15 protein-coding genes are annotated in these 12,059 nt (G+C 74.3%); 7 read left to right on the forward strand and 8 right to left on the reverse strand.

Annotated elements, in window-relative coordinates; genetic code table 11:
* Positions 1 to 383 precede the first annotated feature (383 nt).
* Both HS99_RS45200 and HS99_RS25375 read right to left on the reverse strand, forming a co-directional pair.
* On the reverse strand, positions 384 to 1,058 hold the full coding sequence (locus HS99_RS45200; RefSeq protein WP_030558407.1) for a hypothetical protein: 675 nt from the start codon (positions 1,056 to 1,058) through the stop codon (positions 384 to 386).
* A gap of 103 nt (positions 1,059 to 1,161) precedes the next feature.
* On the reverse strand, positions 1,162 to 1,548 hold the full coding sequence (locus HS99_RS25375) for a DoxX family protein (protein ID WP_030291254.1): 387 nt from the start codon (positions 1,546 to 1,548) through the stop codon (positions 1,162 to 1,164).
* Between the two features lie 196 nt (positions 1,549 to 1,744).
* On the opposite strand from HS99_RS25375, the gene sigJ reads away from it, so the two are divergent.
* On the forward strand, positions 1,745 to 2,716 hold the full coding sequence (gene sigJ / locus HS99_RS25380) for an RNA polymerase sigma factor SigJ (protein WP_046387508.1): 972 nt from the start codon (positions 1,745 to 1,747) through the stop codon (positions 2,714 to 2,716).
* Positions 2,717 to 3,174: 458 nt separating this feature from the next.
* On the forward strand, positions 3,175 to 3,867 hold the full coding sequence (locus tag HS99_RS45205; protein WP_030558479.1) for a hypothetical protein: 693 nt from the start codon (positions 3,175 to 3,177) through the stop codon (positions 3,865 to 3,867).
* 32 nt (positions 3,868 to 3,899) lie between these two features.
* On the opposite strand, the gene HS99_RS25395 is transcribed toward HS99_RS45205, so the two are convergent.
* From HS99_RS25395 to HS99_RS25405, 3 genes are all read right to left on the reverse strand, one after another.
* Positions 3,900 to 4,310, reverse strand: a complete 411-nt coding sequence (locus tag HS99_RS25395; protein WP_030552845.1) for a PPOX class F420-dependent oxidoreductase — start codon at positions 4,308 to 4,310, stop codon at positions 3,900 to 3,902.
* A 96-nt stretch (positions 4,311 to 4,406) separates the two neighbouring features.
* Positions 4,407 to 5,135: a dienelactone hydrolase family protein gene (locus tag HS99_RS25400; protein ID WP_030552847.1), complete on the reverse strand. Its 729-nt coding sequence runs from the start codon at positions 5,133 to 5,135 to the stop codon at positions 4,407 to 4,409.
* An 87-nt stretch (positions 5,136 to 5,222) separates the two neighbouring features.
* Positions 5,223 to 5,504, reverse strand: a complete 282-nt coding sequence (locus tag HS99_RS25405) for a hypothetical protein (protein WP_050366321.1) — start codon at positions 5,502 to 5,504, stop codon at positions 5,223 to 5,225.
* Positions 5,505 to 5,701: 197 nt separating this feature from the next.
* On the opposite strand from HS99_RS25405, the gene HS99_RS47895 reads away from it, so the two are divergent.
* The 4 genes from HS99_RS47895 to HS99_RS25425 all read left to right on the forward strand — a co-directional run bounded on the left by HS99_RS47895 (position 5,702) and on the right by HS99_RS25425 (position 9,200).
* A complete protein-coding gene (locus tag HS99_RS47895; protein WP_267885535.1) occupies positions 5,702 to 6,451 on the forward strand; it encodes a terpene synthase family protein in 750 nt (249 codons plus the stop codon).
* A gap of 155 nt (positions 6,452 to 6,606) precedes the next feature.
* Entirely contained in the window at positions 6,607 to 7,206 is a 600-nt protein-coding gene (locus tag HS99_RS25415) for a hypothetical protein (protein ID WP_030552851.1), read from the forward strand.
* A 37-nt stretch (positions 7,207 to 7,243) separates the two neighbouring features.
* The gene (locus tag HS99_RS25420) at positions 7,244 to 7,789 is read left to right on the forward strand and encodes an EF-hand domain-containing protein (protein WP_232543081.1); all 546 of its coding nucleotides are present in this window, start codon (positions 7,244 to 7,246) and stop codon (positions 7,787 to 7,789) included.
* 625 nt (positions 7,790 to 8,414) lie between these two features.
* Positions 8,415 to 9,200, forward strand: coding sequence for an NAD-dependent epimerase/dehydratase family protein (locus HS99_RS25425; protein ID WP_370863298.1), 786 nt, complete (start codon positions 8,415 to 8,417; stop codon positions 9,198 to 9,200).
* A 231-nt stretch (positions 9,201 to 9,431) separates the two neighbouring features.
* Here the strand turns inward: HS99_RS25425 and HS99_RS25430 are convergent, their stop codons facing one another.
* Entirely contained in the window at positions 9,432 to 9,656 is a 225-nt protein-coding gene (locus HS99_RS25430; RefSeq protein ID WP_030552855.1) for a hypothetical protein, read from the reverse strand.
* Between the two features lie 85 nt (positions 9,657 to 9,741).
* Complete coding sequence (locus HS99_RS25435) at positions 9,742 to 10,314, reverse strand: TetR family transcriptional regulator (protein ID WP_030552856.1); 573 nt, start codon at positions 10,312 to 10,314, stop codon at positions 9,742 to 9,744.
* A gap of 79 nt (positions 10,315 to 10,393) precedes the next feature.
* On the opposite strand from HS99_RS25435, the gene HS99_RS25440 reads away from it, so the two are divergent.
* On the forward strand, positions 10,394 to 11,365 hold the full coding sequence (locus tag HS99_RS25440) for an SDR family NAD(P)-dependent oxidoreductase (protein ID WP_030552858.1): 972 nt from the start codon (positions 10,394 to 10,396) through the stop codon (positions 11,363 to 11,365).
* Positions 11,366 to 11,405: 40 nt separating this feature from the next.
* Here the strand turns inward: HS99_RS25440 and HS99_RS25445 are convergent, their stop codons facing one another.
* Positions 11,406 to 11,972 (reverse strand): dihydrofolate reductase family protein, encoded by a 567-nt coding sequence (locus HS99_RS25445; RefSeq protein WP_030290533.1) that lies wholly within the window; start codon positions 11,970 to 11,972, stop codon positions 11,406 to 11,408.
* Between the last annotated feature and the right edge of the window lie 87 nt (positions 11,973 to 12,059).

Raw genomic sequence — 12,059 nt, forward strand, 5'->3', positions numbered from 1 at the left:
ACCCACCACCCACTCCCCCGCCCCACCCCACACACCCACCACCCACCCGACACCGGCCCCCACCCCGATCCCGGCCACCACACACGAACACACCCACCCCCAGCCACCACAACACCCCACCGCGCGAAGACACGCCCAGACAACCCCCACCACCCACCCCCACCACCACCACCCACAGCGCCAGGGCCTGTCTTCAAACTCCCGTCGTCCGCCCGCAGGGCGGGCGGGGCGGCGTTGGGGTGCGCGCATCGCAAGGCGGAGGAGGGAGCCACTGCGGTGGGGGCACCTCCCGCCCGAAGGCTGGGGGCCATCGGGCGAGCGACGACAACGCGGCGAGGTGCGTGCCCCAACGCCGCCCCGCAGACGCGAGTTGAAGACAGGCCCTAGCGGCCCCCTTGGGCCGGGCGGCAGCCGCCGCCCGCGGAGGGGCACAGCCGGGCCCGGGGCGAACCGGACGGCGAGCCGGACGGCGCGAGCGGGCCGGGAAAGGCGTACTGGACGAAGGTGGCCCTGCGGCCGGCGCCGAAGTCCGCCACCCGCTGGTGCACCGGCCCGTAGAGGTGGTCGTCGTCGTCCTCCATCACCACCGTCCCCGCGTCGCCGGGGAAGACGGCGAAGAAGGACCGCCCCATCCAGGCCGACCAGTGCCCGCGGGTGAGGTCGCCGAGCGGTCCGGAGGAGACGGTCGACCCGCCGCCGTCCGCGCCGTGGCTGATCCCGGCCAGGCACACCTGCAGGCCGTCCCCCAGCCAGACCACGGCCGCGCGGGTGCGGTGGCGGTCGTCGCTGTCGAGCACGATCATGTCGGTGCGGGTGGGGACCGGACAACTGCTCTCGTACGCACCGGGTTCGGACAGCTCGTCCACGATCCACTGCGCCGAGGGCGGGGCGGGCTCGGACAGCACCGCCCCGTTCACCGTCGACACCGGCCGCGGCCGGCTCCCGGTGACCGTCGCGTCCGCACCGCCGCCCTGCCCCGTGCAGGCCGCCGCCCCCAGCACCAGCACCACCACCACCGCCGCCGCCGTGCCGCCCGCGCGCCGTGCCGTCCGCCCCATCACGCCTCCCCGCCTCCACGTCCCCCCGCATGATGCCCACCGGGGCGGGCCGGGAGTGCAACAGCCTTGTACCGAAGAGGCGTCGGGGGCCGGGTGGCCGGTGTCAGTGCAGGTAGGACTGCGGGCCCAGGCGCCCCCACAGCACGAAGGCGGCCAGCAGCACGTAGAGCGCGTCGACCGCCACCAGTGCGTACTCCCGGCGCCGCACGCGCACCGCCGCGGCGCCGCCCATCAGCAGCACCAGGCCGAGCGCGGCCAGCGGCACGAGGACCCGCGCGATGCCGAGTACGGCGGGCAGGACGAGACCGGCGGCGGCCAGCACCTCGAGGGCGCCGATCGCCTTCACCCCGCCGGCACCGAAGTCCTCGACCCAGCGCCCGCTGCGGCCGGCGGCGGCGATCCGCTCCTTGGGCACGAGCACCTTGAAGGCGCCGCCGAGCAGGTAGGCGGCGGCCAGTAGGGCGGTGACGATCCACAGTGCGAGGTCCACGGCGTTTCTCCTTACGGGCAAGGGGGGTTGCGCGGGCGGGGTCCGAAGGACGAGGGCCGGGCACGCCCGCCCCGCGTCCTCCTCGGTACCTTGTCTGCTGCTGCCCTCTGAGACAGGGCAGCCCGCCCGCCTGTGACAGGCGGGCCGGTGTGACGCGCGCCACCCGCTGGGGCGGCGCCGGAAGGGACGGGGCTCCATGGCGGGATCGGCGGGATCGGCGGACGTGGCGCAGGCGGCGCAGGCGGCCGGGTACCGGCCGCTGCTGTTCTCCATCGCCTACGGCATGACGGGTTCGGTCGGCGACGCCGAGGACCTCGTCCAGGACACCTTCCTCAACCTGGCCCGCGCCGAGCAGGCGGGCACCACCGTCACCAACCTGAAGGCCTACCTGACCACTTCGGTCACCCGCCTGGGCATCAACCACCTCGGCTCGGCGCGGGTGCGACGCGAGACCTACGTCGGCGAGTGGCTACCCGAACCGGTCGTCGCCTTCGCCGAGCGCCCCGGCGACACCCCCGCCGAACACGCCGAGCTCGCCGACTCGCTGTCCATGGCGTTCCTGGTGATGCTGGAGGCCCTCTCCCCCGTGGAACGCGCGGTGTTCCTGCTACGCGAGGCCTTCGGCTACGGCTACCCCCAGCTCGCGCAGCTGACCGGCAAGTCCGAGGCGAACTGCCGTCAGATCCTCACCCGCGCCAGGAAACACCTCGCGGCGACCACCGGCGACACCCCGCCACCACCCCCGGCCCGACGCGCGCAGGGCGACGAACTGGCCCGCCGCTTCTTCGAAGTGGCCGCCGGCGGCGACCCGCAGGAACTGCTCGGCATGCTCGCCCCCGACGTCGTCCTGCACGGCGACGGCGGCGGCAAGGCCCGCGCGATCGGCCGCCGCGTCACCACCCCCCTGCCGGTCGCCAAGCTCATCGTCAGCGCCGTACGCCGCACCACCGAACTCGGCGCCCGCCTGGTGCCCGCCCGCGTCAACGGCCACCCGGGCATGGTCGCCTACGACGCCCAGGGCCGGGTACTCAACGTACTCGCGCTCGACATCACCCAGGACGGCACCGTGCGCGAGATCCACGCCGTAGCCAACCCGGACAAACTCGCCCACCTGGGCGAGGTCTCCGACCTCGGCCTACGCACACCCCGAAAGCGGCGGCAGCGATAGGCGCACGCATCCCGAACCGGTGAACCGGCCGGCCCCGCGGCCCGGGGACGGCCCCGGACAGGGACAGGCCGTCACCGACACCAGGCCAGGTGATGCCGCCCCCGCTCGAACCGGGGACGGCACCACCACGAGCCACGAAGACGCGGCGCCCGGCCCACCCACCCTTACCGCCGGTGACGCGTCCCCCGCCGTCACAAGAACCCCCTCATACGTCCGCCCCGCCCCCCGCGCCCTCCTCGCCACCACCGCCGACACCCTCGCCCCGCCCCTCGCCAACCTCCCGACAACCCCGCCAACCCCCCGCCAGACGGCACCGCCGAACCCGACCCGCACCACACACATCACCGGCTTCCCAGCCCCGGACCAGCCCCGCGGCCCGCAACCCCCAGAGCAGGCACAGGGCGTACTCCCCTAGACTCCCCGTCTTGATCAACCGCACGCCGAACGGGGAGTCCAGCATGAGCGTCCGTCATCTCCACGCCGCCGCAAGCGTCATAGGGCGCCGCAACGCCCTGCGCTACCTGGCGATCGGCGCCGGGTCCGCCCTGGTCGCCGCCTGCTCCAGCAGCACCGCCACGAAGAGCGCGGGCAGCGCGGGCGGCGCCGACGGCGGCCAGGCCGCTCCCCCGACCGCCACCGCCACCACCACGGCCACCACCACGGCCACCACGGCCACCACGGCCGCCACGGGCGCCCCCACCGGGGCGGCGAAGCCCACCGTCGCCGACCGCGCCTTCGACGCCTTCGTGCGCGGCAGCTGGAACCTGCGCTCCACCAACTCGCGCGGCGAGCCCATGGCCGGCAAGGTCGACGTCCAGACCGACGGCGGCGGCAACGGCGGCTGGACGATCACCTGGGACGGTGCGAGCGGCAAGGCGGCCACCTGGCGCGGTTCCTTCCTGCTGCGCGGCGGCCACCTGTCGCTGACCCTGGCCGACGGCCCCGAGAAGCTGACCCACGAGCGCGCCCCCGAGGCCCTCGACGTCCCCGCGACGGTGGGCGCCGGCCTCCAACTCACCCTGCCCTGGCAGCCGCCCGGCTCCTCCGACAGCAGGAGCGAGAACCTCGCGGTCACCTACGACGGCACCACGCTGACCGTCGTCCACACCGCCGGCAGCAGCAGGACCACCCACACCTGCACCCGCGCCTGAGCCCCCCCCCCCCCCCCGGCGCCGCCCCCGCGTCACCCGACGGTACGGGAGGCGCTGCCCAGGGCCTCCAGGTTCCAGGTGATGACCCGCCGGGGGTGGACGCGGATGATGTCGTTGCTGAAGCGCCCGGGCGCCACCGGCGGCACATCGACGCTCAGCACCTCGGCCCGCCCCCTGATCTCCACGCCGCGCCCCCACCCGGGCGCGATCGGGTCGTCGGCGGGGGCCATGTCGTCCACCAGCACGCAGACGCCGGGACGGGCCTGGGCGTTGCGGTACTTCTGGCTGCGGGCCATCGCGGGCCCGCCGATGTCGATGGTGCCGTCGTCGTTGAGCCGGAAACCCACCGGGCGGACCTGCGGAGCGCCGTCGGGACCGGTGGTGGCCAGCCGGGCCAGCAGCTGCGCGGCGAGGTACCGGCGTTCTTTGTCGGTGAAGATCACGCACCCGACGCTACGAGCTCAAGTGGCCTTGAGGTCAAGCCCGCTGTCGCCATGGCGGCCCTCGCCCGCTCCGGGGCCGGCAACCGCAACCGGCCGTCACCCTGCGGCCACGGGCAGGCATTCGGCGAGCAGGGCGAGGACGTCGTGCCAGGCGCGCCGGGCGTGCCGCGGGTGGTGGGCGACACCGGGCACGACGCTCTGGTCGACGGGCGGGTGGTGGAAGGCGTGCCGGGCGCCCCCGTAGACGGTCAGGCGCCAGTCGACGCCGGCGTCCTGCAGTTCGGCGGTGAAGGCGTCCCGCTGGGCGGCGGACATGATCGGGTCCTCGGACCCGACGCCCGCCCACACCGGGCAGCGAATGTTCGCCGCCTCGCCGGGACGGCCGGTGGTCAGGGCGTTGACCGTGCCGATCGCCTTCAGGTCCGCCGCGGCGCGGCCGAGTTCGAGGACGACGGCGCCGCCGGTGCCGTAGCCGATGGCGGCGATACGCCCGGGATCGGTGCGCGGCTGGGCGCGCAGGACCTCGAGTGCGGCGTGGCCGATGCCGCGCAGCCGCTCGGGATCGGCGATCAGCGGCAGGCAGCGCTCCAGCATCTCCTGGGGGTCGGTGAACCAGCGCCCGCCGTGGAGGTCGAAGGCCAGTGCGACGTAGCCGAGTTCGGCGAGGGCGTCGGCCCGGCGGCGCTGGAAGTCGTTCAGGCCGGTGCCCTCGGGCCCGATCAGGACGGCGGGCCGGCGGCCGGTGCCGGCGGGCAGGGCGAGGTGCCCGACCATGGTGAGGCCGTCGGCGGGGTACTCGACCGTACGGGTGGTGACGGTTTCCATGGCTTCGGACCGTAGTGGCGGGCGGGAGCGGCGGGGGGCGGTCTTCGCCGTCGGCAGAGCGGCGCGGGTTCGGGAACACCCGCCGGATCAGAAGACGAAGTAGCTGGCCCCGAAGGTCCTGGCGGACTGGCCGGGTTCCACCTCCGCGGTCACCGGGCCCTGGCAGTTCGCGGCGGCGTGCACCAGGACCATGGTGTTCGTGTGGTTGTGGATGGTGACCGGCGAGGAGGCCGGGTAGCAGCCGCGCGGGGGGTTGTGGCGGGGGACGCCGTTGACCACCAGCAGTCCGCTCGCCGCCCCGGCGGGTGCGGCGAGCGCGAACGTCCCGGCGGCGGCCAGCATGAAGGCACCGATGATCTGACGGCGCATGGCTTCCCTCCCTCTTCGGCGCGGCACCGCCACGGACGCGGCCGTGCCTGTGCGCAGGATCGTGTCGGCGCCGGGGCGGATACCGCAATCCCTCGAACTGGCGACGGCAGAAGATGAGTTGAGCGCCGCCGCCAGGACGGGGAACCCGGTGGCCGCCCGGCCGCTGGCACGGATACGTTCGATGGCACGGCCCACCAGTGCTTCACGCATCCGCGGCTCGCCGCGCTCTACAAGCCGCTCGGCCGCAGGACCCCCATGGAGTAGTCCTCCCGGGCGGGCCCGCGGCGGCGCGGGAAGTCGGCCGGGCCGACTTCCCGCGCTCTCGCGCGCCAGGGCAGACGGCGGCTCGTTTCCCGGCTCCCCGTCGATCGTTGAGCGTTGCACAAACGAATGCGCGGAGCCTCCACGGAAAGCCACCCCCTTGCCCGTTCCTTCCCGGCGCGCGGCGACGGCCACAGCCGCCCCCGCGTCCCTGCTCCTGCCCCTCGCGCCGGCCACCGCGAGCCCTGCAGTTCACCACCGTCCTCATGGAGCACGCCGTGGGCGAGCTGCACCCGGACGTGCTGCGCAGCAGGGAGTTCCGCACCGCCGTCGACGCGTTCGTGGACGCCGTCAGCCTGCACAACGACATCGTGTCCTACGACCGGGAGGTCGAGGAGGGCACCATCGGCAACAACGGCGTGGAGGTCGCCCGCCGGGCCCTCGGCGTGAGCCGGCGCGAGGCCACCGCCCTGATCGACGGCCTGCTCACCGCCCGGGTCGACACCCTCGCCCACGCCCCGGCCGCCGTGCCGCCCGGGGCGGCCGGGTTCACCCGGTCGCTGCAGGAGGCGCTCGCGGGCTCCTACCTGTGGCACGAAGTGACCGGCCGCTTCGGCCCTTGCGGGGCCGCGGCCGTCGGGAAGCCCCGGGGCCTGGGCACGTCCGCGGGCTACGCCTTCTGCTGATGCCGGGGCGTTGCGGGAGCGGCCTCGACGCCGACGGCTCTTTTCCGCCGCTTCTGGCGGGTCGTCAGACCGCCGGGGGCGCCGCGCTCGATCATGGGCGCACCGGCGCGGCCGCGGGGCCCGCGCACAACCGGCCCTTCCTTGGAGCACACGATATGAAGATCTCCGTCCGTGGTGGCTCGCTGGCCGCCGCGACCTCGCTGCTGGCCGTCGTCCCGCTGCTGACCGGCGCCTGGGCTCCGGCCCGAGCGGGCCTGGCCGCGCCCGTCAGCTCCACCGCGCCCGTCAGCTCCGCCGCGCCGGTCACCGACGCCACGTGCGTGCTGAACGCCCACGGCGTGTTCGCCAACGCCGTCGGCGCCGGCGGTATCGACCTGCCCCTGCCCGACACCCTGGCCATGACCGGCACCCTCTCGTGCGTGGACGCCTTCGGCGCGCCCCTGGCCACCGGCACGTTCGAGCGCACGGTCACCATGCCGGCCGCCGAGTGCACCGGCGACGAACACGGCGACACCTCCACGACCACCGTCCACTGGGCCGACCTGAGCACCTCCACCCTCCGGTTCACGAGGACGGACGTGGTGAAGGTCAACGGCACCGCCTCGCTGGTCGTCTCCGGCGCCGTCACCGCCGACAGCGCGCGCTTCGCGGGCGACGCCCTCAGCGCGGTGGGCACCAGCTCCGGCGCCGGCTGCGGCACCCCGGCCGGCGAGACGACGCTGGACTCCACCCTCGTGCTGCGCCTGACCCACTGACCGGCACGAACCCCTCCCCCGTTAAGGAAGACCCGAGATGCCACAGCCGCGCACCGCACCGCAGCCGGCCCCGGCCGACACCGCCACCACCGCCACCGCCCCGAAGGCCCGTATCTACGCGATGCTCGACACCGACGGCGACGGCGTCGCCTCCCGCCACGACTACTTCGTGCGCATCGAGCGGGCACGCCAGGCCACCGGGCGCAGCCACGACGACCCCCTGGTGGTCGCCGCCCTCACCGCGGGAGAGCGGGCCTGGGCGGCGATGGACGCCAACGGCGACGGCGTGATGACCTACGAGGAGTACGCGGCCTGGGTGGACGCCGACAAGTTCGACAACGTGTGCCGCTACGCCCTGGGGGCCCTGTTCGACCTCGCCGACGCCGATCAGGACGGCGCGCTGGACCGTTCGCAGTTCACGGCGCTGCGCCAGGCCCTGGGCAACCGGGCCGGCAACGCCGACGCGGCGTTCGACGCCCTGGACGGCGACGGCGACGGGCGCGTCGGCCGCGTCGAGTACCTGGCCTCGATCCGCGCGTTCGTCACGGGCGACGGCTCGCCCATGGGCGAGGCCCTGTACTGATCTGTGCCGGTTCCCCTGCCGGACCAGCCGCGCGTGCGGGCCGTCACCCTGCTACCAGGTGGTGACGGCGCCGCCCGCAAGCGCCTGCCGTCCGTGCGTCACCGTGCCACCGCCCCCGGGCGGGGTGGCCGCCCGGAGGATCGGGCCGTTCGGGTGGGACCGCGCGCCGCTACCGCGGGCGGGCGCCGCCGCGAGGCGGGGGCCTTGTGCCTGCTGCCGATCGCCCCGTCCGCCGGCGCCGCGCCCTCCGCCCACCTCCCGCTCCCACAGATCGTGCGGGCCTGGCTGGTCCGCTTCCGGGCCGAGGATGCGGCGAAGTCCCTTCGCGTACACGTACACGGCCAACGGGCAGTACCGGAGCACCCAGTCGTGGAAGCCGCCCGTTGTACGTCAACGAGCCCGTCGTGCAGCGGGCGCACCCCCCTACTACTTTTCGCGTTCCCCGTGAGAACGAGACGGTGGCGGTGGACACCGTGCCCCGCGCCGTCACCACGCCGCTGGGCTGCCGGTGCCCCTGTGCGAGTCGGCCCCGGTCGGCGGGCCGTCGGGTACAGTCGCGGGTCATCGGATCCGGTCGCCGGTTCGTTTCGGGCCTGCGGGGAAGACCAGGGGGTCACAGCAGATGGTGAACCAGCCCGAACTCGTCCTGCTCACCGGCGCGGCCGGGCGGATCGGCACCTGCCTGCGGGAGTTGCTGCCCGCGTACGGGTACCGGCTGCGCTGCTTCGACCGGCTGCCGGTGCCCGGCGAGCCGCAGGCGGTGACCGCCGGCCTTCAGGATGCCGGCGCGCTGGCGGCGGCGATGGAGGGCGTCGACGCCGTGGTGCACCTGGCGGGGATTGCGGGTGAGGCGCCGTTCGCCGACATCCTGGCCGCCAACATCGACGGCACCTACCGGCTCTTCGACGCGGCCCGGGCGGCGGGGGTGCGCCGGATCGTCTACGCCAGCAGCAACCACGCGGTGGGCTTCACCGAGCGTCCCGCCGGCGGTGCCGTCGTGCCGGTGGACACCCCGCAGCGGCCCGACACCTTCTACGGGCTGTCCAAGTGCTTCGGTGAGAACCTGGCCTCGCTGTACGCCGACCGGCACGGCATCGACACGGTGTCGCTGCGGATCGGCTCCTTCGCCGAGCGGCCGCGTGGCATCCGGGCGCTGGGCACCTGGCTGAGCCCGGGCGACTGCGCCCGCCTCGTGCACGCGGCGCTCGCCGGCCCGGTGGCGGGCCATGCCGTGGTGTACGGCATCTCCGCCAACTCCCGCGCCTGGTGGGACCTTTCGTCGGCCCGGGCACTGGGCTACCAGCCGCAGGACGACGCCGAGGTCTACGCGCAGGAGCTGCTCGCCGAGCTGGGCGAACTGCCCGCCGACGACCCGGAGTACCGCTACCTGGGCGGCCGCTTCACCCGCTGAGCCGACGGGGTCGGCGGGGCCGGCGGGGCCGGCACCTCGGGCTCGGCCCGTTCACGACCGCCACCGCCTTCCCGGCCGCGGCGCCGTCGGCTCCCGCCTGCGGGTCGTGGCGCTCGACCCGGCTCCCGCGGCGGCCGGCGCGAGGAGCGCCGTGCGCGGCGTCGTCGTCAACGAGGGCCCCGACGCCACGGCCGATCCGATCACGATGACGATCGGGATGCCCCGTGGGAACTACACCGCCCAGCCGTTGTCCCCCGCGAACCGCGGGCCCGGCATGGCCGGGCACAGCGTCACCTGCACCGTCCCCGCGGGTCTGGAGCCCGGCGGGGGCGCCGCGGCGCTGGTCCCGGCGGCGGGCGAGAACGGGATCGCGCCCGGCACCCGGCTGAGCGGCGGCCGGGGCGCGGTGTGCGGCCCGCACGACGCGACGGGCTCCAGCGCGCCGTTCGTGATCACGGTGAGCCGACCAGTCCTGCGCTCGCGGCCGCCCGGGCGAGCGACGGTGTTCGGCCGCCGTGCCCGGTCCTGGGAGGTCCCTTCTTCAGGGCATCAGGAGGTGGACGGCGGCCTTCAGGCGTTCGAGGTAGAACTCGCGCGTCGCGGCCTGGTGCTTGAGGCCGATCGATGCGCTGATCATCGTCTGCGCCCGGGACGTGGCCGTCGCCTGTCCCGACTCCACCGCGATCGCATCGGTGATCAGTTCCTCGAAACGTCGTGGGGCGGTCAGGGCGAGCTCGCCGAGGAGGTCGGGGTTGTCCTCGATGAGCACGGCGACATCGCGCGCCAGCGGGCCGACGTAGCGGCCCGCCCATTGGTCGAAGGCTTCGACGAGGCGCTCGGCAAGCGGACGGCCGGCATCGGCCAGGACGTGTTCGACCGCTGCGATGTCGCGCTCCAGCGCCTGGGCCGCCGCAGCGCGGAACAGGGCCTGCTTCGAGGAGAAGAGGAAGTAGAGCCCCGGGCGGGAGATGTGCGCAGCCCGCGCCACTTCCTCCATCGAGGTCCTGCGGTAGCCGAATCGGGCGAAGGTGGCCAGAGCGGAGTCCAGGACCGCGGTGCGGCGGTCGGTCTCGGTGGTCGGCGACGCCGGGGGGCCGGCTTCGGGGCTGCTCATGGGGCGAGCATAGGAGCGGGGATCCAGCCAAACAAGTCCCACTGTACAAGTTCTGTCGAGTGTGTATAGCTTTGCCGGCATGACGGCTCGCGCACCCCTGTCCACGTCCTTCACCGCCTCCAGCACGGCGCAGGAGGTGGTGCGGGGTGTCGACCTCACAGACGTGCGCGCGGTCGTGACGGGGGCCTCTTCCGGGATCGGCGTGGAGACGGCTCGCGCGTTGGCCGCGGCCGGGGCGCAGGTGACGCTCGCCGTGCGCAACACGGCCGCGGGCGACGCCGTCGCCGCGTCCATCGAGAACTCGACCGCGGGGGGCCGCCCCCGTGTCATGCGGCTGGACCTCGCCGACCGGGCCGCCGTCGCCGCGTTCGTCGACGCGTGGAGCGGCCCGCTCCACCTGCTGGTCAACAACGCGGGTGTGGTCACCGGCGGCCTCGAACGCACCCGTGAGGGCTGGGAGTTGCAGTTCGCGACGAACCACCTGGGCCACCTCGCACTGGCCGTCGGCCTGCACCGGGCCCTGGCCCTGGGAGCGCGCGAGCGCGACGGGGCACGGATCGTCTCGGTCAGCTCGACGGCGCACATGCGTTCCGGCGTCGACTTCGACGACCTCCACTTCGAGCGGCGCGGCTACGACCCGCAGATCGCCTACGCCCGGTCGAAGACGGCGAACTGCCTGTTCGCCGTCGAGGCGACCCGCCGGTGGGCGGGCGAGGGCATCGTCGCCAACGCGGTGAACCCCGGCGGCGTCGCGACGGGCCTGCAGCGCAACTTCACCGCCCGGCAGAGGCAGTCACTCGACGAGGCCGAGGCCGCCGGAGTGTTCACGTACAAGAGCGTCCAGCAGGGCGCCGCCACCACGATGGTCGCGGCCGTGGCCCCGCAGTTCGCCCACTCCGGAGGCCACTACCTCGACGACTCGCAGGAGGCCTACACCGTGCCGAACGACGCCGACCTCGCGCAGCACCCACACGGCGTCAAGGAATGGGCACTCGACCCCGCGATCGCCGAGCGCCTGTGGACGGTCTCGACCGCCCTGCTCGGAATCTGACCTCCGGCGCCACGCCACCCCAGCGCCCGGGGCGGGCCGCTCAGCGCCTCGTCCCGTACCTGCTCAGGACCACGCCGCCGGGGAACGTCCGCGTCTGCAGCAGGTCCAGGTCCACCCGGCTGTCCAGCGCGGTGAAGAACGGCGTGCCGGCGCCCACCAGGACCGGATGGACGGCGATCACGTACTCGTCGATCAGCCCGGCGCGCATGGCCGCCCCGGCGAGCGTGGCGCCGCCGATGTTCATCGGGGCGCCGTCCCCGGCCTTGAGCCGGGTGATCTCTGCGATCGCGTCACCGGTGACCAGGCGGGCGTTCCAGCCGACCTCGTCGATCGTCGAGGAGAACACCACCTTCGGCGTGTCCCGCCAGTTCCGCGCGAACTCGATCTCCGCCGCGGTGGCGCCGGGCTGCCGGTCGCCGGTCGGCCAGTAGGAGCTCATCGTCTCCCACAGCTTGCGCCCGTACAGCGACAGGCCGCTCGCCTTCTCCTGCTCCAGCCACCACTGGAACAGCTCGCGACTCGGCGGACCGCTCCAGCCGATGTCGTCGCCGGGCGCGGCGATGTAGCCGTCCAGGGTCAGGTTCATGCCGTAGATCAGTTTCCGCATGGCCCAGCCTTCCGTGCACCGGTGCCCGGCTCCCGACCGCGCCCTGGTGAGGAAATACCACGGGCTCGGCACCGGCCACGGGTGACA

It is taken from the genome of Kitasatospora aureofaciens, from assembly GCF_001188955.3.
In the GTDB taxonomy this organism is placed as follows: domain Bacteria; phylum Actinomycetota; class Actinomycetes; order Streptomycetales; family Streptomycetaceae; genus Kitasatospora; species Kitasatospora aureofaciens.